We start from the raw sequence: 25,527 nt of genomic DNA, 5'->3' as shown, positions 1-25,527 counted from the left end.
GGTGCGTAAGGGTCCCGTCTGCCGTGGCCTAGAAGGCGCTGACGCCCGTCAGGTCCCGCCCGATGATGAGCTTCTGGATCTGGCTGGTGCCTTCGTACAGGGTCATCACGCGGGCGTCGCGCAGGTACTTGCTGACCGGGTACTCGTCGATGTAGCCGTAGCCGCCGAACACCTGGAGGGCGTTGCTCGCCGCCCGGACCGCCGCCTCGCTGGCGTAGAGCTTCGCTATGGAGGACTCGGTGGCGAACGGCTGCCCCCGGTCGATGAGGTCGGCCACCCGCCAGGTCAGCAGCCGCGCCGCGTCGGTCTCGACGCGGATGTCGGCCAGCAGCTCCTGGACGAGCTGGTGGGAGGCGATCGGCTTGCCGAACTGCTCGCGCTGGCCCGCGTACGTCACGGCCGCCTCCAGGCTGGCGCGGGCGATGCCGACGCAGCCGATGGCGACCGACATCCGGCCCTTGGCGAGGGCGGCCATCGCCACCTTGAAGCCCTGGCCCTCGGCGCCGAGCCGGGCGCTGTCGGGCACCCGTACGTTGTCGAACGTCAGCTCGGCGGTGGGCTGGCCGCGCAGCCCGAGCTTGCCGTGCACGGTGCGGCGCTCCAGGCCGCGCGCGGAGGTGGGCACGAGGAACGCGGTGACGCCCTTCGGTCCCGGACCGCCGGTGCGGGCGAAGACGAGGACGACGTCGGCCCAGGTGCCGTTGGTGATGAACATCTTCGAGCCGGTCAGCAGCCAGTCCGCGCCGGCCCGGACCGCGCGGGTGGCGAGGTTCCCGGCGTCGGAGCCGGTGCCCGGCTCGGTGAGGCCGAAGCAGGCCAGGGCCTCGCCGGAGCAGAGCCGCGGCAGCCACTCGCGCTTCTGCTTCTCGTCGCCGTAGGAGCTGATCGACTTGGCGACCAGGCCGAGGGAGACGGAGACGATGCCGCGCACCGCGGAGTCGCCGCGGCCCAGCTCCTCCAGGACCAGGCAGTACCCGAGGTGGTCGCCGCCCGAGCCGCCGTACTCCTCGGGGATGGTCAGCCCCAGGAAGCCCAGCGCGCCGAGCTTGCCGACGATGGCGCGGTCGACGGACTCGGCGCGGTCCCACGCGGTGGCGTGGGGCACGATCTCCCGGTCGGTGAACTCGGCGGCCAGCCGCCGGACGGCCACCTGTTCCTCGTCGAGCTCCAGGTTCATGGCGGGCACTCCGTGACGATCGGACCATTTGATTAGCACTGCTAGTTTTACAGGACGATACACGGCCGGTCCGGCCCGGGGAAGCGTGTAGCCTCCCAGGAATCCCGCTCGCCCGCCCCGGAGGTGCGTCATGGGCCGGCCGCGCCGCCCGCTGCTCAGCCGCGACCGCATCGTCGAGGCGGCGCTGCGGATCACGGACACCGAGGGCCTGCCGGCGCTGTCCACGCGCCGGCTGGCGGCGGAGCTGGGCGTGAGCGGGCCGTCGCTGTACAACCACTTCCGCACCATGGACGAGCTGGTCGACGCGGTCGCGGACAGCGTGCTCGCGCAGGTCGACATCTCGATGTTCGGCCGCCTCGACTGGCGGACCGCGCTGCGCGACTGGGCCCGCTCCTACCGCGCGGCGCTGGCCGCCCACCCCAACCTCGTCCCGGTCCTGGCCCGCGGCCCCGGCCGCCGGCCGGGCGCGCTGCGGCTGGCCGACGCGGTCTTCGGCGGGCTGGTGGAGGGCGGCTGGCCCCGCCCGCACGCCACCCGGATCGGCGCGCTGATGCGGTACTTCGTGACCGGCTCGGCCCTCGGCTCCTTCGCCTCCGGCTTCCCGGCCGACGCGAGCCTGTACAGCGGCGCCTATCCCCACCTCGGCCAGGCGCACCTGCTGGCGGACCACCAGCAGGAGATCGACGAGGGCGCCTTCGAGACGGGCCTGGAGGCGCTCCTCGACGGACTGGAGTTCCGCTTCGCCCGCGTCCGCCCCTCCTCGTCCCCCTGAGCCCCCTTGCCTTCCTGAGCCTTCTCGCGATCCGGGGCGTCCCGCCGTTCGGGCCGCGCCCGTTCGAGCGCCTTCGCGCCTCCCGCCGTCCGGCCGCGCCCCCACCGGGGAAGAGCACGAAGGGCGCCTTCCCGGCATTCCGCCGCATCCCGGGCGCCCGGCGGACGCGACGAGAGGAAGCGCGATGCGAAGCGACGCAGCCCCCCGCACGGACCGGGCGGCCGCGCGGTGAGGCGGATCGGCGGGCGCACCGACCACGTCGTGGTCGTCGGCGCCGGGCTGGCGGGCCTCGCCGCCGCCCTGCACCTGCTCGGCGCGGGCCGCCGCGTCACCGTCGTCGAACGGGCCGCCGTGCCCGGTGGGCGCGCCGGGCTCCTGGACCGGGGCGGCTACCGCATGGACACCGGCCCCACCGTGCTCACCATGCCCGGGCTGATCGAGGAGGCGCTCGCCGCCGTGGGCGCCACGACCGCCGACCACCTCGCGCTGGTGCCCCTGCACCCCGCCTACCGCGCCCGGTTCGCCGACGGCTCGGGCCTCGACGTGCACACCGACGCGGAGGCGATGGAGGAGGAGGTGCGCCGGTTCGCCGGGCCGCGCGAGGCGGCCGGGTACCGGCGGCTGCGGCAGTGGCTCACCGACGTGTACCGGGCGCAGCTCGCCCGTTTCATCGACGCCAACTTCGACTCCCCGCTCCAGCTCCTCCACCCCGACCTGGCCCGGCTCGCCGCGCTCGGCGGCTTCGGCCGCCTGGACGCGCGGATCGGCCGGTTCCTGTCGGACGAACGGCTGCGCCGCGTCTTCTCCTTCCAGTCCCTGTACGCGGGTGTGCCGCCCGCCCGCGCCCTCGCCGCGTACGCCGTGATCGCGTACATGGACACCGTCGCCGGGGTCTGGTTCCCGCGCGGCGGCATGCACGCGGTGCCGCGCGCCCTGGCCGGCGCGGCGGCCGGGGCGGGCGCCGCGTTCCACTTCGGCCACGAGGTGACGCGGCTGGAACGGTCCCCCGGCGACGCTTCCCGCGTCGCCGCCGTCCACACCGCCCAGGGGCTGCGGCTGCCGTGCGACACGGTCGTGCTGACGCCCGACCTGCCGGTCGCGTACCGGCTGCTCGGCCGCCGCCCGCGCCGCCCGGTGGCGCTGCGGCACGCGCCGTCCGCCGTGGTGCTGCACGCCGGGACCGACCGCACCTGGCCGGAGCTGGGGCATCACACGCTCTCGTTCGGCGGCGCCTGGCACGGCACGTTCGAGGAACTGACCCGCGCCGGCCGCCTGATGAGCGACCCGTCGTTGCTGGTCACCCGCCCCACGACACACGACCCGTCGCTCGCGCCGCCCGGTCGGCACCTGCACTACGTGCTGGCGCCGTGCCCCAACACCGCCATCGGCCCGGACGCCCGCGCCTGGCGGAACGGCCTCGGCGCGCGGTACCGCGACAGCCTGGTCGCGGAGCTGGAACGCCGGGGGCTGGCCGGTCTGGGCGCGGCCGTGGAGGCGGAGTGCCTCATCACGCCCGCCGACTGGGCGGACGCGGGGCACGCGGCGGGAACGCCGTTCTCCGCCGCGCACACCTTCGCGCAGACGGGCCCGTTCCGGCCGCGGAATCTGGTGCGGGGCACGGCGAACGCCGTGCTGGCGGGCTGCGGCACGACGCCGGGCGTCGGCGTGCCGACCGTGCTGCTGTCCGGCAAGCTCGCCGCCGCCCGGATCACCGGCACGGCCGGGGCCCGGCGCCGGACCGTGCTGGTCGGGGCCGCGCGGTGACCGCGCGGGAGCTGGACGCGGCCGGCATCACCGACCCGGTCCTGCGCGACGCGTACCGGCGGTGCCGGCGGCTCAACGCGCGGCACGGCAAGACGTACTTCCTCGCCACCCGGCTGCTGCCCGCCGCGCGCCGCCCGGCGGTCCACGCGCTGTACGGTTTCGCGCGCCGGGCCGACGACGTGGTCGACGACCTGGCCGGCGGCGCCACGCCGGAGGAGCGGGCGGCGGCGCTGGACGGGCTCGCGGCCCGCCTGGCCGCCGGGCTGCGGGGCGCGGCGACGGGTGACCCGGTGGTGACGGCGCTTGCGGACACCGCCGCGCGGTACCGCATCGACCACGGCCACTTCGCCGACTTCCTGGTCTCCATGCGCGACGACCTGGTCGTCACCGACTATCCGACCTACGCGGACCTGCGGCGTTACATGCACGGCTCGGCGGCGGTGATCGGCCTCCAGATGCTGCCGGTGCTCGGCACGGTCGTCCCGCGCGAGCTGGCCGCGCCGCACGCGGCGGCGCTGGGCGTGGCGTTCCAGCTCACCAACTTCCTGCGCGACGTCGGCGAGGACCTGGACCGGGGCCGGATCTACCTGCCCGCCGACCTGCTCGCCGCCCACGGCGTGGACCGCGCGCTGCTGCGCTGGAGCCGCGACACGGGACGGCACGACCGGCGGATCACCGCCGCGCTGGTCGCGGCGGCCGAGCTGACGCGCGGTGTCTACCGCGAGGCGGCGCCGGGCGTCGCCCTGCTGGACCCGGTGGCGCGGCCGTGCATCGCGACCGCGTTCACCCTGTACGCCGGGATTCTCGACGCCATCGCGGACGACGGTTACGCCGTGCTGCACCGCCGGGCCGTGGTGCCGCGCCGCAGGCGGGCGGCCGTGGCGCTCGGCGGTCTGGGCCGCGTCGCCGCGGCCCGGCTGCGGGCCTCGGCGGCCCGGCCCGCCGCCGAGAGCACCGCCGGGCCCGCCGTCGAGGGCGAGGGGGTCGCGTGAACCCCGGTCGTTCCGCCCGTTTCCCGCTGCGCCTGCGGCGCCCGGTCGCGTGGGAGGACCAGCGGCCCACCTGGCGCGACGCCTCCCCCGGCCTGATCGCCGCCGCGCTGAAGCGCGCCACGGCCCGGCCCTCGGGGAACTGGTACGTGCTCGCCGCGTCCCGGGACATCGGCCGGGACCGGCCGTTCGGCCGTACGGTCGCCGGGACGGAGGTCGTCGCCTGGCGGGACGGCGCCGGACGGCTGCTGGCCGGGCCCGGCGCCTGCCCCCATCTGGGGGCGCCGCTGCGGGACAGCCGGGTGCGGTGCGGCCGGGTGATCTGCCACTGGCACGGACTGGCGCTGGACGGCGGGCCGTTCGCGGGCTGGGAGCCCTTTCCCGCGCACGACGACGGGGTGCTGGCGTGGGTGCGGCTGGACGCGGCGGGCGGCGAGGAGCCGTTGCCGCGCCCGGTGATCCCGGCCCGGCCGGACCGGGCCGGGGCGCTGGAGGCGGTGTGGACGGGCGTCGGCGCGTGCGAGCCGGAGGACGTGCTGGCGAACCGGCTGGACCCGTGGCACGGCGCGTGGTTCCACCCGTACGCGTTCGCCGATCTGACGGTCCGGGCGCCCGGGGACGGTGGTGACGGGGACGGCGGCGGCGACGGGTTCACGGTGGAGGTGTCGTTCCGGGTGGCCGGGCGGGCGGTCGTCCCGGTCCGCGCCGTGTTCACCGCGCCGGAGCCGCGCACGGTGACGATGCGGATCACCGGCGGCGAGGGCCTCGGCTCGGTGGTCGAGACGCACGCGACGCCGCTGACCCCCGGCCGTACCGCCGTCGTGGAGGCGGTCATCGCCACCTCCGGCCGCCCCGGCTTCGCCCTGGCCCGTGGCGCGGCACCGCTGCTCCGCCCGCTGCTGCGGGCGACGGCGGCCCGCCTGTGGCGGGACGACCTGGCCTACGCCGAGCGCCGCCACCACCTGCGCCGGACCGGCCGCTTCCCGGGCTGACCTGGGCTGACCCGGGCTGACCCGGGCGCGTGGTCACCCCCGGCCCAGGCGGGCCAGCGCGCGCAGGGCCGGGGAGCGGCCCCGGTCGGGCACCGTCCACAGGGGGTGTCCGCGCAGGTCCCAGCGGGACAGGAGGGCGTTGGCGGCCAGGAAGCCGGTCGTCGCGGCGCGTTCCATCAGGGCCACGGGCAGGGCGGTGCGGATCGCGTCGCCCGCGAGGACGACCTCCGGGTGCGGGCCGCGCACGGCCGGGCGGTCCGGCCAGCCGCCGACCGCGAACAGCGGGCAGTCGGCCCGCCACACATGCCGCGCGTCCACCGTCCGCGCCGCGCCCAGCTCGGGGTAGACGTGCCGCGCCCGTGCGACGAGGTCCCGTTCCACCGCCGTCCGGTCCGCGCCGGGATCGACGGCGTAGGCGTGCAGTTCCACGACCGAGCCGCCGGTGCGCGCCGCCCAGCGCGCCGCCTCGCCCTCCCAGGCGTTCAGGACGCTGATGTTGTCCAGCGGGCCGTAGCCGCTGGTGCCGAGGAAGCCGGGCCGGCCCGGGGCGACGGGCCGGTCGAGCCAGAGCCGGGACACCAGGAACGGCGGCGCGGTCCGCAGCCGGGCGACGCGGTCGCGCCACTTGCCGTCGCCGAGGGCGGGCGACCGGGCCACCAGCGCGCGGAGCCCGGCCGGGTCGAGGGCGAGCACCACCGCGTCATGGCGCCCGGTCCCGCCCCCGTCGGCGGTGACGTCCACGCCGCCGCCCGGCACGGGCGCGACCCGTTCGACGGCGGTCCCGGTGCGGACCACGGCCCGGTGGCTCTCCAGGTATCGGCGCAGCGGGTCCCACAGGGCGCGCGGGAACGGCTCGTCCGGCACGTCGAACAACAGGCCCTCGGAGCTGCCGAGGAAGTAGATGTGGAACATCAACGCCAGCTCCGCCGCCGACAGTTCGCGCGGGTCGGCAAAGAAGCTCCGCGAGAACACCTCGAACGCCAGATGGTGCGCCGCCGCCGGGAAGCGGATGTCCGCGAGGAAACCGGCCGCGCTGGTCCCGTCGAGCTGCCGGTACACGCGCGGCACGCGGACGTCGAGCAGCGGCCAAGCGGCGGCCGGGTTCATCCGCAGCAGGTCGCGCCACCCGAAGCTGGGGCTGAGCGCGACGAAGCCCAGCGCGCTCCACGGCGGGGTGCGCGGCACGCGGGCGAAGCCGTCGCACAGGCCGCCGCTGTGCCGGAGGGGGTAGTCGGGCAGCCCGGTCAGCATCCGCAGCTCCGGATCGACGCGCCGCAACAGCCCCCGCAGGTTGTAGTACTGGCGGAAGAAGGCGTGGAAGCCGCGCGACATCGTCGCGGCGGAGCCGTCGGCCAGGCGGATGTCCCAGCCCGCGAGCCGCCCGCCGAGCGCGGCCTCGCGCTCGAACACCGTGACGCGCACGCCGCGTTCGGCCAGCGCCGTGGCCGCCGCCAGCCCGGCGACGCCGCCGCCGACCACGGCCACGGCGGGCGGCGTGTCCCCGGCCCGGGCCCCGCCCCGCGCGGGCGCCAGCAGCCGGGCCCGCCCGGCCCCGCCGGGCCGCGCGCCGCCGTTCCCCCCGACCTCCCGGCCCGGACCGGGCGGTCGGCGGCGGGCCGCCGCCCCGGCCGGGCTGGGATCGCGTCTTATGACACGGGGGAAGTGGAGAGTGGTGTATGAGAGACAGAGGGTGGCGTGTATCACCTTATGTGGGACGAAGGGGGCCGCCCGAGAGCGAATCTGTACCCTCTGGGCCGGCGGCGTCGGAGGGATACGGCGGCGAAGGTGTAGCCCGTCGCGGGACGCGTCGCGCCGCCCGCCGTGCCGATCCGGAACACCGATGTCCCCGCGCGGCGGGGGAAGGCGGCGTCGGTCATCGGGATCACCCCCTGCTCGACGGCGGGGACGCGCACCGCGCCCAGGTCCAGCACGTCCCGCGTGTAGTGCCGCAACGCCCGCTCGTAGCCGTCGCGGTCGAGGAGCGCGGGCGTGAACTCGGTGTACTCGACCAGCGCTTCGCGCGGCCCGAACGGCAACACGTAGCCGAAGGACAGCCCTCGGTCCGGCTGGCGGACGCGGAAGTCCATGAGGTCGGCGACGCCCGGCTCGAACGCGGCCCGCTCGGCGCGCAGGAACCAGCCGCGGAAGTGCTGGAACAGCGTGGTCCGCGCGGGCGGCAGGCGGCGCGGCGGCCGGGAGTCGAAGACCCAGCGGGCCCGCAGCGCGATCCGCCGCCCGTCCCCGGCGACACCGCGCGCCTCGGCCCCGCCGCCCGGCAGGTCGCGCACCGCGTCCACCGCGGCCTCGACGCGCCGGAACGCGGGCCGCCCGCGCAGCCGTTCGGCGACGAGCGCCTCGAACGCCCGTGACCGCAGCATCTTGTAGCGCAGCGGCGCCGCACTCCCCTGGGCCGGCCGCCCGTCCGCGCCGCGCACGCGCAGGAGGTCCCAGGACGCGGAGACGGCGTCGTCGTACTCGCCGGGCCCCTCCTCCCAGAAGCACCAGGTGCGTTCCGGCGGGCGCAGCGGCCCGGCCGGGGCGTCGACCAGCACCACGGACGCGGTGTCCGGCAGCCGGTGCGCGAGGGAGAGACCGGCGGCGCCCGCGCCGACGATCACCACGTCCACGGCGTCACCGGCCGCCGGCCCATCGCTCATACGCGCGATGCTGCCGCACCGGGGGCGCCGGACCCGGCGGGCGACACTCGCTGCCACCCGGACGGACGCGGCGACCGGCGGCGCGGCTCAGTCCCCGACGCCTCCGCTGTCCTGGGTGCCGATCGGGGTGCCGCTGAGGTAGCGGGCGGTGTTGACCAGGCCGACCATGCTGAACGCCTGCGGGGTGTTGCCCAGATGGCGCCCGCGCTTGACGTCGTACTCCTCGCTCAACAGCCCGACGTCGTTGCGCAGATCGAGCAGCCGCTCGAACAGGTCGCGGGCCTCCCGGCGGTGCCCGGTGCCGTGCAGGGCGTCGGCGAGCCAGAAGCTGCACGCGAGGAACGCGCCCTCGGCGCCGGGCAGTCCGTCCACGCCGTCGTCGGCCTCCGGGCGGTAGCGGAGCACGAACCCGTCCTCGTGCAGCTCGCGTCGCACCGCCTCGACGGTGCCGCGCATCCTCGGGTCGTGCCACGGCAGGAACCCGACGCGGGGCATCAGCAGCAGCGCCGCGTCCAGCCCGCGCGAGCCGTAGAACTGGGTGAACGTGTTCCGTTCGGCGTCGTAGCCGCGTTCGCAGACCTCCGCGTGGATCCGGTCGCGCAGCGCGGCCCACCGCCCGGCCGGGCCGGGCAGGCCGTGCTGCCGCACGGCCCGCACCGCGCGGTCGAGGCCGGCCCAGGCCATCACCTTGGAGTGCGTGAAGTGGCGGCGCGGGCCCCGGACTTCCCACAGGCTGTTGTCGGGATCGCGCCAGCTTCCCTCCAGGTGGTCCAGCAGCGCCCGTTGCAGGTTCCACGCCGTCTCGGCCCCGGCCAGGCCGCTGTCCCGGGCCAGGTGCAGACAGTCCAGCACCTCGCCCCACACGTCGAGCTGGAACTGTCCGGCCGCCGCGTTCCCGGTCCGTACCGGCGCCGAACCCTGGTAGCCGGACAGCCAGTCGAGGGTGGCCTCGGGGAGGCGGCGGGTGCCGTCGAGGCCGTACATGATCTGGAGGTCGGAGGGGTCCCCGGCCACCGCGCGCAGCAGCCATTCCCGCCAGGCCGCGGCCTCCTCCACGAACCCGGTCTCCAGCAGCGCCTGGAGGGTGAAGGCGGAGTCGCGCAGCCAGCAGTAGCGGTAGTCCCAGTTGCGGGCGCCGCCGAGTTCCTCGGGCAGCGATGTGGTGGCGGCGGCGACGATGCCGCCGGTCGGCGCGTAGGTGAGGGCCTTCAGCGTGACCAGCGCCCGCCGTACCGCCGCCGGCCACTGGCCCTCGTACCGGCAGGCGGATATCCACGACTCCCAGAACCGTTCGGTGTCGGGCACCGCCCACAGCGCGTCCACAGGCTGTGGACGCGGCAGGTGCGAGGACTGGTAGGTCAGGACGAACGGCACCCGTTCGCCCGCCCGCACGGTGAACGCGGCCCGCACCACGCCCTCGTCGAGCCCCTCGGTGGCCACGGGCGTGCGCAGCCACACCGCGTCGGGCCCGGCGACGGCGCGAACGTCCTCGCCGGCGCGGGTGATCCACGGCACGATGTGCCCGAAGTCGAAACGCAGCCGCAGCTCCATGCGCATCGGCACGGCGCCGGAGACGCCCTCGACCAGCCGCACCACGTCCGCCGCCTCGCCGCGCGGCGGCATGCAGTCCACGACGCGCACCACGCCCTCGGGGGTGCGCCACTCGCTCTCCAGCACCAGCGAATCGCCCCGGTAGCGGCGGGCGGCGCCCGTCCCGCCCGCCTCGGGGGCGAGCGCCCACCGCCCGGCGCTCTCGTCGGGCAGCAGCGCGGCGAAGCACGCGGGCGAGTCGAACCGGGGCAGGCACAGCCAGTCGATCCCGCCGTCCCGCCCCACGAGCGCCGCCGTCTGGAGATCGCCCAGCAGCGCGTAGTCCTCTATCCCGGCTTCCGCCACGGCAACGAACCTCCTCGGCCACACCCCCGGGCACCAGGGGTTCGCCTGCCCGCGAAAGGCGCGGCGCAGTCCCGGCGGCCGGGCGCGAAGTGGTGAGGGGCCATGGCGGGGAGGGGTCAGTCCCGGGGCACCTTGGCGGCGGTCTCCAGGTAGAAGGCGTCGATGCTGTGCACGGCGCGGGTGAAGTCGTCCAGGTTGACCGGCTTGCTGACGTACGCGTTGGCGTGCCTGCGGTAGGCGGCGGCGACGTCGTCGGGGGCCGCGGAGGTGGTCAGCACCACCACCGGGATCATCTTCAGCGCCTCCTCCTCCTTCAGCACGGCGAGCAGCTCGCGGCCGTTCATGCGCGGCATGTTGAGGTCGAGGACGATCAGGTCGGGGCGTGCCCGCTCGGGGTCGCGCAGGTAGTCGAGGGCGGCGACGCCGTCGGGGACCTGGGTGAGCGAGCGTGAGGAGCCCCGTTCGCGCAGGGCGTCCTCGATGAGCATGGCGTCGGCCGGGTCGTCCTCGACGAGCAGGATGTCGTACGGGGGCACGGACGTGGTCACGGTCGGCTCCTGTGAGTCGTGGGGCGGCGCCGTTCCGACGGCACCAGGCCCGGCCACCGGCGGCGGGCGCCCTGCCGGCTGATGTTGCACACCTCACCGAGGTCCGGATACCCGGCCCCGGCGCGGGCGGCGTGCTCCGCCGCCCGGTCGAGCTGCCTGTCCACCGCGCGCTGGAGGTGCACCAGGGCGTGCAGCAGCGCCAGCGCGTCGGTCTGCTCGGCGTCGCCGGCCGTCTTGCGCCCCGGCCCGGCGGGCAGGGGGCCGAAGGCCCGCGCGGCGAGGCGCTGGGCGGCGTCGTCGATCGCCGCGTCGGCGAGCAACGCGATCTCCCGTTCGTCGAGGCGCAGGGCGAAGTGGATGCCGGGCATGCGGCACAGCGTAGGTTCCGCCGCCACCCGCTGACAACTCGGGTTGTCAAGGCACCTGTATCCTGTGCCGGGCCCGGGGCACGCCCGGCGCCCGCCCGGGACCGCAACAGGGAGAACGTCATGACGGCCGGTGGCTCGCGACGAGGACCGCGGTGGACGACGCGGCGCTGGATGACCGTGGTCGCCGGCGGCGCGCTGGTCCTGCTGGCGATCCTCGGCTCGCTGGGCGCCGCCGCCCTGTACCGGACCACCGACGTCACCGACGGGCTGACGGAGGTCAGCGCGCCGGCCCTGGTCGAGGCGGTCCGGCTGGAGACCGCGCTGGTCAACCAGGAGACCGGCATCCGGGGCTACGGGCTCTCCGGCCGCGCCGAGTTCCTGGAGCCGTACTCGCAGGGCCGGGCCGACGAGGAGGCGGCGGCCGGGCGGCTGCGGGAGCTGACGGCCGGCGACGCCGGGGCGCGGGCCGACCTCGACCTCGTCCTGGAACGGGCGCGCGCCTGGCAGGAGCGCGTCGCCGAGCCCCTGACGGCCGCCGGGCCGGACGCGTCGGCGGAGCTGGCCGCCGAGCTGGCCGAGGCGGGGAAGCCGGAGTTCGACGCGCTGCGGGACGCCCTCGCCGTCCAGCAGGCCCACTTCGAGGAGGCCGCCGACGCCGGCCGCGCCGACCTCACCGACGCCATGCGGCTGCGCAACGCCGTGTTCCTCACCATCGCCGCCGTCCTCGTGGCGCTGGCCGTGCTCGCGTTCGAGGGCATGCGGCGCGGGGTGACCGTTCCCCTGGAACGCCTTTCGGCCGAGGCGCGGCAGGTCGCCCAGGGCGACTTCGGTCACCCGCTGGTCGCGACCGGCCCGGCCGATCTGCGGCAACTCGGCGGCGACGTGGAGGAGATGCGGCGCCGACTGGTGGACGAACTGGCGTTCGCCGAGCAGGCCCGCCGCAGGCTGGACGACCAGGCGGGCGAACTGCGGCGGTCCAACGACGAGTTGGAGCAGTTCGCCTATGTCGCCTCGCACGACCTCCAGGAGCCGCTGCGGAAGGTCGCCAGCTTCTGCCAGCTCCTCCAGCGGCGGTACGGCGGGCAGTTGGACGACCGGGCGGACCAGTACATCGGCTTCGCGGTGGACGGCGCCAACCGCATGCAGGTCCTGATCAACGACCTGCTCGACTTCTCCCGCGTCGGCCGGCTGCACACCCAGCGGACCGTGGTGGACCTGGCGGAGGCGTTCGACCGCGCCGCGGACGCGCTGAGCGTCGCCGTCGAGGAGTCCGGCGCCGAGATCACCCGCGACCCGCTGCCGCACGTGGTGGGCGACCCCACGCAGTTCGGCATGCTGTGGCAGAACCTGCTGTCGAACGCCGTGAAGTTCCGCGCCCCCGACCGGGCGCCGCGCGTCCACGTGTCGGTCGCCGAGGAGGACGGCTGGTGGCGGTTCGCCGTCACCGACAACGGCATCGGGATCGACCCGGAGTACGCCGAGCGGGTCTTCGCCATCTTCCAGCGCCTGCACGCCAAGGAGGCGTACCCGGGCAGCGGGATCGGCCTGGCGATGTGCAAGAAGATCGTCGAGACGTACGGCGGCACCATCGCCGTCGATGTCACGCACTCCCCCGGCGCCCGGATGGTCTTCACGCTGCCCGTCGGCACGGAGCTGCCGGCCGATGACGAGGCGGACCCGGTGGCCGCCGGGGGGACCGGCGCGGAGTCCCGGCCATGACCTTCCCGCCGCCGCGCCGCTGCGCATCCTGCTGGTCGAGGACGACGCGGCGGACGCGCTGCTGGTCGAGGAACTGCTCATCGACACCGGGCTGCGCCACACGCTGCGGTGGCGGCACTCGCTCGCCGAGGCGCTGGCCGAGCTGGCGGACCGGCCGACGGACTGCGTCCTGCTCGACCTCCACCTGTCGGACGCCTCGGGCGTGGCCGCCGTGACCACCATCCTGCGGACCGTCCCCGAGGCCGCGATCATTGTGCTGACCGGCCTCGCGGAGTCCGCCGCGGGCGCCGAGGCGGTGGCCGCGGGCGCGCAGGACTACCTGGTCAAGGGCAAGGTCGAGCCCGAACTGCTGCAACGGGCCCTGCGGTACGCCGTCCACCGCAAGCAGGTGGAGCGGGCCGGGGCCGAGTTGCGGGAGAACCGGGCCCGCGCCCAGGAGAACGCCCGGCTCGAACGCGGCCTGCTGCCGCGCCCGTTGCTCGGCACCTCGGCGGTCCGGGCGATCACGCGTTATCTGCCCGGCCGTGAACGCGCCCTGCTCAGCGGTGACTTCCTCGATGCCGTGTGCACCCCCGACGGGGTCGTGCACGCGGTGATAGGGGACGTCAGCGGCCACGGCCCGGACCAGGCGGCGCTCGGGGTCTGCCTGCGCATCACCTGGCGCGCCCTCACCCTCGCGGGCCACGGCGGCACCGCGCTGCTGGAACTGCTGGAGCGGATTCTCGTCGCGGAACGGACCCGGGACGACCTGTTCGCCACCTGCGGCCTGCTCAGCCTCGACCTGGCGAACGGCCGGGCCACGATCCACCTCGCGGGCCACCACGAGCCCCTGCTCGTCACCGAGGACGGCACCGCGCCGCTGGACGCCCGACACGGCATGGCCCTGGGCATCGCGCCCGGCCTGAACCACTGGTTCCCGACGACGGTCGCCCTCCCGCCGTCCGGCGCGCTGATGCTGTACACGGACGGGCTGATCGAGGGGCACTGCGACGACGCGGACGGGCGCCTGGGCACGGACGGCCTGATCCGCCTCATCGACGACACCGCCCACCCCGACCCCGACAGCCACCTCGACGCGCTGCTCCGGTCCGTCCGCGCGCTCAACGCCGACCGGCACACCGACGATCTGGCGATCCTGCACCTCGGGTGGAACGCGCGGAGCGAACCGCACAACCCTTCGCACCCCTGAACGGTCACACGTTCGACAAGCACCACACAGCGCACCGCACTTGGCGATCCTTGGGGGGATTCGATGCGGAAGTCGATCACCGTGCTCGGTACCACGGCGCTGCTCGGCGGGGGACTCTGGGCGCTTCCGGCCCACGCGTCCACCGACGCGACGGCCTCGTCGCCACAGGTGGGCAAGAGCGTCACCTACGTGGCGGGCGACGGCCAGGAGAACGAGCTGGTCGTCACCGAACTCCAGTCCCGCCGCCGCTACTTGCTGAACGACGTCGTCCCGATCGTCCCGGGCGAGGGTTGCGCGCACCTGTACGCGGACGACCCGACCGCGGTGGTCTGCGTCATCGGCAGCGGCATCGGCGACTCGACGTACCTCGACGTCCAGTTGGGCGACGGCGACGACGAGGCGTCGATCCGCGTCGGCGGCACCGGCGTGGTCCGCGGCGGCCTGGGCAGCGACATCATCGACGCGGGCGCCGGCTTCCAGGACTACTTCGGCGACGACGGCAACGACACGATCAGCAACGCCTGGAACGCCAACGGCGGCCCGGGCAACGACACCCTGTCCACCACGGCCGGCGGCGGCGACGCCAACGGCAACGACGGCAGCGACACCCTGGTCGGCGGCGCCGCGGGCGACGAGCTGAACGGCGGCGCGGGCGCCGACCACATCCTCGGCCAGGACGGCGACGACCTGGTCCACGGCAACGCCGGCGAGGACGAGATCCGCGGCGGCACGGGCGACGACACGCTGTACGGCGAAGCGGACCCGGACATCGTCTACGGCAACAGCGGCAACGACACCCTGTACGGCGGCGGCGGCACCGACCAGCTCTCCGGCGGTACCGGCACCAACCGGATCTACCAGGACTGACCGTTCACCCGGGCGAACGGCGAACGGGCGCGGGTGCGCGGCCGGTTGCGAACCGGCCGGGCGCCCGCGCGCGTCAGCCCCGCCGCAGCGCCGCCGGGGCGTGGGCGGGCACGGCGGGGTTCCGGGGCGCGATCATGTCCAGCCGCCGGTACGGCTCCCCCTGCGCCGGGCGCGGGTCGGGCTCGCCCTTGTTCGGCCAGAAGGCGAAGGCGCGTTCGGCCTGCGCGGTGATCGTCAGGGACGGGTTGACCCCGAGGTTGGCGGAGATGGCGGCGCCGTCCACCACCGATATCCCCGGGTGGCCGAAGACCCGGTGGTACGGGTCGATCACGCCTTCCTCGGCCGTGGCGCCGATGACCGCGCCGCCCAGGAAGTGGGCGGTGAGCGGGATGTTGAACACCTCGCTCCACGTGCCGCCCGGGGTGCCGCCGATGTGCTGGGCGACGAGCTGGTTGGCCTCGTAACCGGCCCGGATGAACGTCGGGTTGGGCTCGCCGTGCCCCTGCTTCGACGCCATCTTCCGGCGGCCGAAGATGCTCCGCTTGGTGAAGGTGGTGATGGAGTTGTCCAGGCTCTGCATCACCAGCAGGATCACCGTGCGCTCGCTCCAGCGGTAGCCGTGCCACACCTTCGCCGTCCGCAGCGGATGCCGCAGCGCCTGCAACACGACCTGCGCCAGCCGCGGCATCCGCCGGTCGCCGTCGGAGGAGAGCGTCTGGAGCAGGCTGATGGCGTTGCTGCCCTTGCCGTAACGCACCGGCTCGATATGGGTGTTGGGGTCCGGGTGGAACGAGGAGGTGATCGCGACACCGCGCGAGTAGTCGTGCTCGGGATCGACCCTGGTGCGCGCGGCGCCGATGATCGCCTCTGAGTTGGTGCGGGTGAACTCGCCGAGGCGGCGCGAGAGCCGGGGCAGCGCCTTGGTGTCGCGGAGCTTGTGCAGCAGCGACTGCGTGCCCCACGTCCCGGCGGCCAGCACCACCTTGCCCGCGGTGAACTCCCGCCGCCCGCGCCGCAGCAGAGCGCCGGTCGCGCGGGTCGAGACGGTGAACGTCCCGTCCTCCCGCTCCCGCACGTCGGTCACGGTGGTGAGCGGCAGCACCGTCGCCCCGGCGCGCTCGGCGAGGTAGAGGTAGTTCTTGGCCATGGTGTTCTTGGCGCCCACCCGGCAGCCGGTCATGCAGGAGCCGCACTCGGTGCACCCGGTGCGCTCGGGCCCGGCACCGCCGAAGTACGGGTCGGCGGCGCGCTCGCCCGGCTCGCCGAACCAGATGCCCAGCGGGGTCGGGTGGAAGGTGTGCGCGACGCCCATGTCGGCGGCCACCTTCTGGATCACCTCGTCCGAGGGCGTCCGCGCGGGCCGCGTGACGACGCCGAGCATGCGGCTGGCCTGGTCGTAGTGGGGCGCCAGCTCCGACTCCCAGTCGGTGATGTGGGCCCACTGGCCGTCCTCGTAGAACGGCTTCAGCGGCCGGTACAGGGTGTTGGCGTACACCAGCGACCCGCCGCCGACCCCGGCGCCGGCCATCACCATGACGTTGTTCAGCAGGTGCAGCCGCTGAATCCCGAAGAACCCGAGCCGGGGGGCCCAGAGATACCGCCGCAGATTCCACGACGTCCGGGCGAACTCGTCGTCGGCGAAGCGGCGGCCCGCCTCGATCACGCCGACGCGGTACCCCTTCTCGGTCAGCCGGAGTGCGGCGACACTGCCGCCGAAACCCGAACCGACCACGATCACATCGAAATCCGGCTCCACGCCTGCCATCGCCCAGACCGCCTCACGGCTCGCAAACCAGGGACGCCGATGCTACGCAAGCGCCGGGGCGAGCGGCAGAACGCCGCCCCCAGTTGTGCTCCGGGCGCGTACCCCGCCCGGCGCGACACGCACCTGGATGACAAGCTCCGCAGGTCAGAAGGGTGTATGGGGGCCGGGCACCAGCGCGTCCAGGTCGGCGGCGAGCCGCCCGAAGTCCGGCAGGGCGAGGAACCGGCGCTGCATGGCGCGGGCCCGGTGACGGAACCCCGGGTCCTCCAGGACCCGGCGGCACGCGGCGACGAGCGCGGCGGTGTCCGCCTTCTCGACGGGAACGGTGGCGCCGAGGCCGAGTTCGGCGACCCGGGCCCCGTTCTGCGGCTGTTCGGCGAAGAGGGGCAGCACCACCATCGGCACGCCCGCGTGCAACGCCTCCCTGACACCGCTGAACCCGCCGTGCGTGACGAACAGGTCGCAGGCGGGCAGCAGGAGTTGCTGCTGCACGAACGACGTCAGGTGCACGTTGTCCGGACACCGCCCCGGCCAGTCCTCCGCCGTCCGCCCCTCGCCCAGCGCGACCACCGCCGTGACGGGCAGTTCGCCCATCGCCGCCACGAGCGCCTCCAGCACCGCCGGGCGCCGCGCCAGCACCCGCGGCGCGAACGACCCCATGCTGACCAGCACCAGCGGCCGGTCGTCCGGCAGTTCCACGACGCCCGGGTCCAGCCGCTGACCGGCGGGCACCAGCGCCGGGCGGTAGTGGCGCAGCCCGGCGGTGCGCCGTTCGGGAGGATAGAACGCCTCGGGCACCACCCCGGCGACCGTCGTCCGGTAGGGGTGCCAGGGATCGTCCGTCGGGCGCAGACCCAGGGCGCGGCGCTGGTCGTTCAACTCCCGCAGCAGCGACTCCGCTTCGAACGTCACCATCGGGGAGATGTCCAGCACCGCGCGCGGGACGCCGAGGGCCTCGGCCGCGTAGTAGCCGGCGAAGGCCACGGTCTCGTGGACCACCAGATCCGGCTTCCACGCCTCCAGCGCCTCGATGAGGTCCTGCGCGAAACGCAGCGCCAGCCGGCCGGCGAAGTTCCTGGCGAGGGCGCCGGGCGGGCTCGCGACCGTCTCGACCGCCACCTTGTCCAGCATGCTTAAGTCCAGGCCGTATTGGTCGATTTGCTCGGGATCGCTCCAGATCGTGGCCATGCTCTGGGCGTTGGGCAGGTTCAGCGCGCGCAGTCCGGCGCGCTCCACGGCCGCGACGAGGTGTGGCCCGGTGGCGACGACGGCGTCGTGCCCGGCCCGCCGGGCGGCGTCCGCCACGGGGACCACGACGGGCATCAGGTGAGAGTACTCGGGCTGGGCGAAGAAGGCCACGCGCATGGGACCATCCCTCTTTCTCGAACGTCGGTCCGGTACCGGATCATTGATCCAGTCATGCCCGCAGGCTAGCCTCGGGGCCCATGAGACAGGCCAGAGATGAGATGAGCGTCACACCGGGTTCCAGACCGGGCACCGAACCGGGGGACGACTCCGGTTCCCCCTGCGTCTGGCTCCGCGCCGACCGGCCCCAGCGGGCCGACCGTCCGCTCAGCCGCTCCCGCATCGTCGCGGAGGCCATGGCGCTGCTCGACGAGGAGGGCATCGAGCGTCTGACCATGCGCCGCCTCGCCGAACGCCTCGGCACCGGATCGACCACGCTCTACTGGCACGTGGCCACCAAGGACGATGTCCTCGACCTCACCCTCGACGCGCTCCTCGGCGAGGTCCCCCTCCCCGCGCCGGGCGGCGACTGGCGCTCCGACCTCCGCACCCTGCTCCTCGCCTGGCGCGCCACGCTGCTGCGCCACCCGTGGTCCGCGTGCCTCCTCGGCCGCCCGATGCTGGGCCCCAACACGCTGGCCCGCGTGGAGTTCCTCCAGGCGGCACTGGTGCGCGCCGGGCTGACCGGCCGTCATCTGACCGCCGCCACCTGGGCCTTGTGCGGCCAGGTCACCGGCGCGGCCACGACCCACGCGGCGTTCCGCCTCACCGCCGGCGAACACCGCGCGGTCCACACCCACTTGTGGACGCACCGGGACACGTATCCGGCACTCGCCGCCCACGGCCGCCTGCCGGACGAACACGACGAGGACGACTTCGCGGCCGGCCTCGACTACCTCCTCGACGGCATCGAGGCCGCGACCACCCGCTGACCGGGCCCGCCCGAGGCGGCGCGCGGTCAGTCCGCCGCCCCGGGCCCCACGTCCAGGACCGCCTTTCCGGCGATCCGGCGGTCGAGCAACGCCCGGGCGGCGTCCGCCACTTGCTCCCAGGAGCCGCGCCAGTCGACCTCCGGCGAGAGACGCCCGGCCGCGAGGAAACCCAGCAGGGTGGCGAGGTCGGGCCCCACCTCGTGGACATCGCCGAACGTGCTCATGGTCTTGGACGGGCCGACGAAGAACAGGGAGTACGGCGCGAACACGGCCGGTTCCTCGGACGCCCAGCCGATGTTCACCACGCCCCCGCCGGGTGCGAGGAGTTCCCACGCGGCGGCGAGTTGCGGGCCGCCCACGTTGTCCAGGACGAGGTCCACGGGCCGGTCGACGCCCTTAAGGCCCACCACCACCTCGTGCGCGCCGAGTCCGGCCAGCCCGGCGGCGCGGGCGGGCGAGCCCACGGACGCGACGACATGGGCGCCTCCCAGCGCGGCGAGCTGGACCGCGTAACGGCCGACTCCCCCGGCCGCGCCCGTGATCAGCACCCGCCGGCCCAGGATGTCGCGGGACCGCAGGGTGCGCAGGGCGGTGACGCCCGCCATCGGCAGGGCGGCGGCGTCGGCGAGACCGACCTCGTCGGGAACCTCGGCCCCCGAGGCGGTGTCCACGGCCATCCGCCGCGCCCAGGCGCCCTCGCCGAAGGCCGCCACACGGGCACCCACGGCGGGCCCGGTGCCGTCCGCGGCGGCGCGCACGACAATCCCGGCGGCGTCGTAGCCGTGCACGGTGCCCGCCGGCCGCCGGCCGGCGAAGACCACCTCGCCACGGTTGAGCGATATATGCCGGACGTCCAGCACGAGTTGGCCGGGAGTGGGCCGGGGTTCCGGAGCCGTGCCGAGCCGGAGGGCACCGGGTGCCCCGGGATCGACGACGAGCGCGCGCATGTCCATGGCGTCTCCTGGTTCGCCGCGAGAATGATCCGGACCATCGGTCCGGTAAGGCACGGTAGCATATACGGACCGATGGTCCGATTGATGCGGGGTGAGGGCGGTGGCCGGACAGCGCGCCGAACGCGCCGACGCGGTACGCAACCGCCGGGCCGTACTCGACGCGACCGAACGGCTGTTGGCGGAAGGCGGCGGCGATCACGTGTCGCTCGACCGCGTCGCCGCGCTGGCGGGCGTCGGGAAGGGCACCGTGTTCCGCCGCTTCGGCAGCCGCGCCGGGCTGCTCCAGGCGCTGCTGGAGGAGCGGTCCCGCGCGCTGAAGGAGGCCGTCACCCACGGCCCGCCGCCCCTCGGCCCCGGCGCGCCCGCCCGCGAGCGGCTGTCGGCCTTCCTCGACGCGCTCGGCGCGATCGCCGAGGACAACGCGGTCCTGATGTCGGCCCACGAGCAGGCGTGCGCCGAGAACAAGTACGCCGACCCCAGCTACCGCTTTTGGCACCGCCACCTCAGCACCCTGCTCGGCGCCGAACGCCCCGACCTCGACGCGGAGTTCCTGGCCCACGGCCTACTGGCCGTCTTCGACGGCGCCCTCGTCCGCCACCTGACACCCCCCGGCGACCCCCACCGTTTCACCCGCTCCGTCCAACAACTGGCCGGGCTCCGCTGCCAGACCAGCGGTCGCTCACCCCTGGCGTCGGCAGCGCCGGATGTGAACAAGAGACCCCCCGCCCGCCGCCCGGGCAGCGGGCGGTGCTAGCCCGCCGCGTCGTCGTACGCGGCGGGTTAGCATCGCCCGATGCCCGGGCGGCGGGCGGGAGAGGTGCGTGGGAGCGGGAGTGGGGGACATCCGGCAGGTCAGGGTGCCCGTGGGAGCGGACGCGGAGCACTGGGTGACCCGTCGCGGGTGCCGGCGCGTGCTGTTCGTCGTGCACAACGTGACCTCGGCGACGCGACTGCTGGACGTCCTGCCGCTGTTCGCGGACGACCCCCGCGTGCAACTGCTGGCGACGTGCACGGAATCGTCGCCGTTCCTGGACGGCGTACCCGGCCTCCTGGAGGCAGCGGGACTTCCCGTGCTCCCCTGGAAGCAGGCGGTGGAGCTCCCTGTGGACCTCGCGATATCGGCAAGCTACGGCGGCCAACTTCACGAAATACGGGGCAAATTGGCCGTCATTTCTCATGGGGTCGGATACAATAAGAAACTGGCCAAGCGCCAAGCGCCAAGCGCCAAGCGCCAAGCGCCAAGCGCCAAGCGCCAAGCGGCGTTCGGCCTGGGCCCTGAGTGGCTGCTGCGGAACGGGAAGCCGATAGCCTCCACGACCGTCCTGTCCCACCCCGAGCAGCTCGAACGGCTCGCCGCCGCCTGCCCGGAGGCCGTACCCACCGCCGTACTGGCCGGGGACCCCTGCTACGACCGGCTCCTCGCCGCCCTACCCCACCGCGAGCGGTTCCGCAGAGCGCTCGGCGTCGCGACGGACCAGCGGCTGATCGTGGTCACCTCCACCTGGGGCCACCGCTCCCTCTTCGGCGGCGAACCACCCGATCCGCTGCTCGGCCTGCTGCCACGCCTCACCGCTGAACTGCCGGCCGACGAGTACCGTTCGGCCGCCGTGCTCCACCCCAACATCTGGCACGGCCACGGCCCCGGGCAGGTACGGGCCTGGCTGGACGGAGCCCGCCGGGCCGGACTGGCGCTGATCCCGCCGCTGGAGGCGTGGCGGCAGGCCCTGATCGCAGCTGACTGCGTGATCGGCGACCACGGTTCGGTCACGTACTACGCCGCCGCCATCGGCCGCCCCGTCCTGCTCGCTGCCTTCCCCGACCCCGACCTCGGCACCGATCTCGACCCCGGCTCCCCCGTGGCGGCCCTGGGACGGACCGCGCCCCGCCTGCGCCTCCACGACGGACTCGCCGCCCAACTCGACGACGCGATCGAACGTCACGACCCCGCGCGCTACAACACGCTGTCCCAACAAGTGAGTTCCGCGCCCGCCCGGTCCGCCGCGCTGCTGCGCGCGCTCTTCTACGACCTGCTCGCCCTCGCCGAACCGGCCGGCCGCCCCGCGACCCTCGACCGCCTCCTCCCACCGGGCGCGGCACACAACCCCACTCGGGCCCCGCCCGAACGCACCGCCCCCCTGCGCGTCCTCCCCCGGATCCCCCCCGGCGGCCCGCCGGAGGTCGCCGTCGAACGGTACGCCGACGCCCGGTTCGAACCGGAGACGGACGGACACGACGGCGCCCACACCGCCGTACACGAGGACACCCGGGACATCAGCCGGCTCCGCATCGCCGACGTGATCCTGTGCTACGCCGCCGAGGACGACCCCCGGGTGGGACCCCCGGCCGTGTGGACGGCCGAGATCCTGGCCCGCCATCCGGGCTGCCGGCTGGCGGCCTACATCACCGGCCCGGACCGCTGCACCGTGCGGGCGCGCGGAGACGGCCCGGCGCGCCTCACCGCCGCCCCGGACGCCTCGGGCCGCGTGGACCTGTGCGATCCGGCCGCCTACGCCTCGGCGCTGCACGCCTGGCTCGGCGACGGAGGCTCGCTGGCCGACGCCGCCGCCCATGGGCTCACCGTCGTGACGGGCCGGGCCCGGCACCGGGTGCGGGTCGAGATCACCGGGTGAACACCTGCCCGACTACTCGGCGTCGGCGCCAAGTTCCGCCAGGCGCGCGTCCAGCCGCGTGACAACGGCGGGCTCACCCCCGCGCTCGTACAGCGACCTGGCCAGGCGCAGGAACCGCACCTCCCCTTCCGCGTCGGCCAGTTCCATGGCACAACGGGCCCGCAGCCGGGCGGCTTCGGCCCGTTGAAGCCGTTCCCCCTGCGCCGCCAGCACCTCCAGCGCGTCGTCGAGGGGGCGGCGCGCGGCATCCGCGTCACCGGCGTCCAGGAACGTCTCCCCCAGACTCGCCTGCACCTTGGCCTCGTTGTAGGGGTCGGGGACGGCGAGGTCGCGGAAGAGCGCGAGGGCTTCGAGGAGTTGGCGCACCGCCTCGTCCAGCCGCCCGCGCCCGCGCAGCGCGCGCCCGGTGTGGTACGCCAGGATCGCGGTGGCACGCGGCACGTCCGGCGCGCCCTCCTCCCCGGGCGCGATCCCGCCCAGGGTGTCCCGGGCCCGCGCGAAGAGCGCCTCGGCCTCGGCGTACCGCCACTGCCGCAACCGCAGCAGCCCCAGAGTCTCCTCGGCCGTGGCCACGCCCCGCCTGTGCCCGGCCCGCCGGTCGGCCGCCGCCGCCGCGCGCAACTCCTCCTCCGCCTCCACCGACCGCCGCAGCCCCATCAGCGCGAAGGCGTACTGCACGCGCATCCGGCCCTCGGCCCGCGCGTCACCGAACGCGTCCACGACGCGCCGGGCGGCGGCGACACCCCGCGCGTGGGTGTCCGCCCACTGCTCGTGGAACCCCAGCTTCAGGTGCAGGCCCCACATCGCCTCGCACATCTGCCAGACCAGATCGTCGAAGCCGTACTCCTCCGCCGCGACGACCGCCTCCGCCAGGTTCTCGCGCTCGCGCCCGAGCCACTCCAATCCCCGCGCGGCCGTGACCGGTTCGGCGTCGGCGCGGGCGGCGAGCGCGGCGTACGCGGGGCCCAGACGCCAGCGGCCGGGCAGCACGGCCATGTCGGCCACCGCCGCCCCGCGCAGGTACCAGCGCACGATCCGCCCCGTCGCCAGGGCGAGTTCCCGCTGGTCCTCCTCCTGCCTGGCCCGTCGTTCGGCGTGCTGACGGACCACGTCGTGGAACCGGTAACGCTCGTCCGCGACTTCCTCCAGCAGGTGCGTACCGGCCAACTCCTCCAGCAGGGCGCGGGCCTCGTCCTCACCGCCGGTGCCGGCGATCGCGGCGGCGGCGCCCACGGAGATCTGCGGCCACGGCCGCAGGCCCAGCAACCGGTAGAGGCGCGCGGCGGGCGGGCTCAGCTCTCCGTACGAAAGGTCGGTGGCGCGGAAGACAGGCTGCGACGCGTCCTCGCGCCGGGCGTCGCGTCCCTCCCCGGAGAGTTCCCGCACGATGCGTTCCCAACTGAGGTGTTCGCGCTCCGCGGCCCGGGCACCCGTGGCGCACAGCGCCAGCGGCATGCCCGCGCACGAACCGGCCGCGACCTCGGCGAGCGCCGGCTGTTGCGCGACCCGCGCGGGCCCGGCGATCCGGGTCAGCAGCCGCACCGAGTCGGCGGCGGAGAGCGGACCCAGCGCGACGAGACGCGCCCCGAAGTCCCGCACCAACTCCGGGAGGCGGTACCGGCTGGTGACCACGACGAGGGACGTCGCCGAGGCGGTCAGGAGCGGAACGACCTGCGCGGCCGAGTGAGCGTTGTCCAGCAGCACCAGCAGCCGCCTGCGCGCGGTGAGGTCACGGAAGGCGTCCGCCTGCTCCTGCTCGTCCGCCGGGATACGGTCCGGCGCCACCCCCAGCGCGGCCAGGAACCGGCGCAGGACCTCGGAAGGCGCCACGGCCGTGGCGGCCGAGGCGCCCCGCAGGTCGGCGTAGAGCTGGCCGTCGGGAAACCGGTCCGCCAGCGCGCGGGCGCAGTGCACGGCCGTGGCGGTCTTGCCGATACCTCCAGGGCCGAGCAGGACCACGATCCGCGCCGCCTCCGACTCGTCCACCAGCGCGGTCAGTTCGGCCAGCACCGCCTCGCGGTCGGTGAACACCGCCGTGCCCGGCGGCAGCAGCCGGGGCCGGGCCGTCCCGCGCAGCCTCCTTCGTCAGCGGCCGATGCGCACACTCGGCCAGGCCAACACCCTGGCCGACCTGGGCTGGGTGCGGCGGCTGACGGGTGACTACACGGAGGCGGGGTGGCTGGCCCAGCAGGCGTATGACCTTTACACCGGCCTCGGCAACCAACTCGGCCAGGCCAACACCCTGGCCGACCTGGGCGGGGTGCGGCAGGCGACGGGTGGCTACACGGAGGCGGGGCGGCTGGCCCAGCAGGCGTATGACCTTTACACCGGCCTCGGCAACCGCCACGGCCAGGCGTACACCCTGCTCAACCTGGGCCGGGCGCGGCGGGCGACGGGTGAGTACGGTGAGGCGGGGTGGCTGGCCCAGCAGGCGTATGACCTTTACACCGGCCTCGGCAACCGCAGCGGCCAGGCGTACACCCTGCTCAACTTGGGCCGGCTGCGGCGACTGACGGCTGATTGCGGTGAGGCGGCGCGGCTGGCCCAGCAGGCCCACGATCTCTTCACCGCCCTCGGCGACCCCCATGGCCAGGCCAACACCCTGCAACTGCTGGGCCAGACCAGCACCCAGCAAGGAAACTTCCCCCAAGCCGCTGACCTCCTGGACCGCTCCCGCGCCCTGTTCCACGACGTCGGCGACACGCAAGGTGAGGCGGAAACCCTCAACTCCACCGGCGACCTCCACACCGCCACCCACCAGCACCCGGCCGCCCTCGACACCTACCAGCAGGCCCTCACCCTCGCCCGCCAGGCCGGCAGCCCCATCGACCAAGCCCACGCCCTGGAAGGCGCCGCCCGCGCCCACCACGCCCTCGGCCACCCCCAGCAGGCCATCACCACCCTCCGCGAGGCAGTCGCGACGTATCAGCGCATCGGCGCCGCCGAAACCACCACCGCCACCACCTACCTCCACCAGCTCGAAACCGAACACCCCCAACCCCAGCCGCCCGGCCCGGACACCACCGGCCCCGGGCGTGTGCCGTAGGAGCATCGGCCCCTCCGG

20 protein-coding genes and 1 pseudogene are annotated in these 25,527 nt (G+C 74.9%); 11 read left to right on the top strand and 10 right to left on the bottom strand.

The features are described 5' to 3' along the window. Window positions 1–28 precede the first annotated feature (28 nt). Window positions 29–1,177: an acyl-CoA dehydrogenase family protein gene (locus tag BN2279_RS17620; protein WP_059010666.1), complete on the bottom strand. Its 1,149-nt coding sequence runs from the start codon at window positions 1,175–1,177 to the stop codon at window positions 29–31. Window positions 1,178–1,307: 130 nt separating this feature from the next. Between BN2279_RS17620 and BN2279_RS17615 the strand changes: the two genes are divergently transcribed. The 4 genes from BN2279_RS17615 to BN2279_RS17600 all read left to right on the top strand — a co-directional run bounded on the left by BN2279_RS17615 (window position 1,308) and on the right by BN2279_RS17600 (window position 5,694). Beyond that, a complete protein-coding gene (locus BN2279_RS17615; RefSeq protein WP_059010664.1) occupies window positions 1,308–1,949 on the top strand; it encodes a TetR/AcrR family transcriptional regulator in 642 nt (213 codons plus the stop codon). Window positions 1,950–2,177: 228 nt separating this feature from the next. Beyond that, window positions 2,178–3,713, top strand: coding sequence for a phytoene desaturase family protein (crtI, locus tag BN2279_RS17610; RefSeq protein ID WP_059010662.1), 1,536 nt, complete (start codon window positions 2,178–2,180; stop codon window positions 3,711–3,713). Next, window positions 3,710–4,705 (top strand): phytoene/squalene synthase family protein, encoded by a 996-nt coding sequence (locus BN2279_RS17605; protein WP_059010660.1) that lies wholly within the window; start codon window positions 3,710–3,712, stop codon window positions 4,703–4,705. Before crtI ends, BN2279_RS17605 begins: the two co-directional genes overlap by 4 nt. Beyond that, window positions 4,702–5,694, top strand: a complete 993-nt coding sequence (locus BN2279_RS17600; RefSeq protein ID WP_059010659.1) for a Rieske (2Fe-2S) protein — start codon at window positions 4,702–4,704, stop codon at window positions 5,692–5,694. The genes BN2279_RS17605 and BN2279_RS17600 overlap by 4 nt, the downstream gene beginning before the upstream one ends. 33 nt (window positions 5,695–5,727) lie before the next feature. Here the strand turns inward: BN2279_RS17600 and BN2279_RS17595 are convergent, their stop codons facing one another. From BN2279_RS17595 to BN2279_RS17575, 5 genes and pseudogenes are all read right to left on the bottom strand, one after another. Continuing rightward, a complete protein-coding gene (locus BN2279_RS17595) occupies window positions 5,728–7,230 on the bottom strand; it encodes an FAD-dependent oxidoreductase (RefSeq protein WP_059010956.1) in 1,503 nt (500 codons plus the stop codon). Window positions 7,231–7,412: 182 nt separating this feature from the next. Further along, window positions 7,413–8,351, bottom strand: a pseudogene (locus tag BN2279_RS17590) (lycopene cyclase family protein); the annotation flags it as partial. 87 nt (window positions 8,352–8,438) lie between these two features. Further along, window positions 8,439–10,247, bottom strand: a complete 1,809-nt coding sequence (locus BN2279_RS17585; RefSeq protein ID WP_059010657.1) for a glycoside hydrolase family 15 protein — start codon at window positions 10,245–10,247, stop codon at window positions 8,439–8,441. A gap of 116 nt (window positions 10,248–10,363) precedes the next feature. Beyond that, entirely contained in the window at window positions 10,364–10,735 is a 372-nt protein-coding gene (locus tag BN2279_RS17580) for a response regulator (protein WP_079032285.1), read from the bottom strand. Between the two features lie 56 nt (window positions 10,736–10,791). Then, window positions 10,792–11,163: a hypothetical protein gene (locus tag BN2279_RS17575; protein WP_059010653.1), complete on the bottom strand. Its 372-nt coding sequence runs from the start codon at window positions 11,161–11,163 to the stop codon at window positions 10,792–10,794. Window positions 11,164–11,334: 171 nt separating this feature from the next. Between BN2279_RS17575 and BN2279_RS17570 the strand changes: the two genes are divergently transcribed. The 3 genes from BN2279_RS17570 (at window position 11,335) to BN2279_RS17560 (ending at window position 14,938) form a co-directional block, all read left to right on the top strand. Continuing rightward, complete coding sequence (locus tag BN2279_RS17570) at window positions 11,335–12,882, top strand: sensor histidine kinase (protein ID WP_234347976.1); 1,548 nt, start codon at window positions 11,335–11,337, stop codon at window positions 12,880–12,882. Further along, complete coding sequence (locus tag BN2279_RS17565) at window positions 12,827–14,071, top strand: PP2C family protein-serine/threonine phosphatase (RefSeq protein ID WP_079032247.1); 1,245 nt, start codon at window positions 12,827–12,829, stop codon at window positions 14,069–14,071. Before BN2279_RS17570 ends, BN2279_RS17565 begins: the two co-directional genes overlap by 56 nt. Window positions 14,072–14,134: 63 nt before the next feature. Continuing rightward, window positions 14,135–14,938, top strand: coding sequence for a calcium-binding protein (locus BN2279_RS17560; protein WP_059010649.1), 804 nt, complete (start codon window positions 14,135–14,137; stop codon window positions 14,936–14,938). Between the two features lie 73 nt (window positions 14,939–15,011). On the opposite strand, the gene BN2279_RS17555 is transcribed toward BN2279_RS17560, so the two are convergent. Continuing rightward, a complete protein-coding gene (locus BN2279_RS17555; protein ID WP_059010647.1) occupies window positions 15,012–16,703 on the bottom strand; it encodes an FAD-dependent oxidoreductase in 1,692 nt (563 codons plus the stop codon). Between the two features lie 144 nt (window positions 16,704–16,847). Next, window positions 16,848–18,068 (bottom strand): glycosyltransferase, encoded by a 1,221-nt coding sequence (locus BN2279_RS17550; RefSeq protein WP_059010644.1) that lies wholly within the window; start codon window positions 18,066–18,068, stop codon window positions 16,848–16,850. 80 nt (window positions 18,069–18,148) lie between these two features. Between BN2279_RS17550 and BN2279_RS17545 the strand changes: the two genes are divergently transcribed. Then, window positions 18,149–18,880, top strand: a complete 732-nt coding sequence (locus BN2279_RS17545) for a TetR/AcrR family transcriptional regulator C-terminal domain-containing protein (RefSeq protein ID WP_104531050.1) — start codon at window positions 18,149–18,151, stop codon at window positions 18,878–18,880. A gap of 26 nt (window positions 18,881–18,906) precedes the next feature. Here BN2279_RS17545 and BN2279_RS17540 read toward each other — a convergent pair whose 3' ends face one another. After that, the gene (locus BN2279_RS17540) at window positions 18,907–19,827 is read right to left on the bottom strand and encodes a zinc-binding dehydrogenase (protein ID WP_199827747.1); all 921 of its coding nucleotides are present in this window, start codon (window positions 19,825–19,827) and stop codon (window positions 18,907–18,909) included. 106 nt (window positions 19,828–19,933) lie between these two features. Between BN2279_RS17540 and BN2279_RS17535 the strand changes: the two genes are divergently transcribed. Next, a complete protein-coding gene (locus tag BN2279_RS17535; RefSeq protein ID WP_079032246.1) occupies window positions 19,934–20,587 on the top strand; it encodes a TetR/AcrR family transcriptional regulator in 654 nt (217 codons plus the stop codon). A gap of 133 nt (window positions 20,588–20,720) precedes the next feature. Further along, window positions 20,721–22,463, top strand: coding sequence for a hypothetical protein (locus tag BN2279_RS17530; protein WP_324612846.1), 1,743 nt, complete (start codon window positions 20,721–20,723; stop codon window positions 22,461–22,463). 12 nt (window positions 22,464–22,475) lie between these two features. On the opposite strand, the gene BN2279_RS17525 is transcribed toward BN2279_RS17530, so the two are convergent. Further along, entirely contained in the window at window positions 22,476–24,494 is a 2,019-nt protein-coding gene (locus tag BN2279_RS17525; protein WP_059010639.1) for a tetratricopeptide repeat protein, read from the bottom strand. Here BN2279_RS17525 and BN2279_RS17520 point away from each other — a divergent pair. Beyond that, window positions 24,487–25,509: a tetratricopeptide repeat protein gene (locus BN2279_RS17520; RefSeq protein ID WP_159037257.1), complete on the top strand. Its 1,023-nt coding sequence runs from the start codon at window positions 24,487–24,489 to the stop codon at window positions 25,507–25,509. The genes BN2279_RS17525 and BN2279_RS17520 overlap by 8 nt on opposite strands. Window positions 25,510–25,527: the final 18 nt, after the last annotated feature.

Source organism: Streptomyces specialis (genome assembly GCF_001493375.1).
Lineage (GTDB): Bacteria > Actinomycetota > Actinomycetes > Streptomycetales > Streptomycetaceae > Streptomyces > Streptomyces specialis.
Note: the sequence above shows the minus strand (reverse complement) of the source record. Positions and strands in the feature narration are given on the sequence as shown.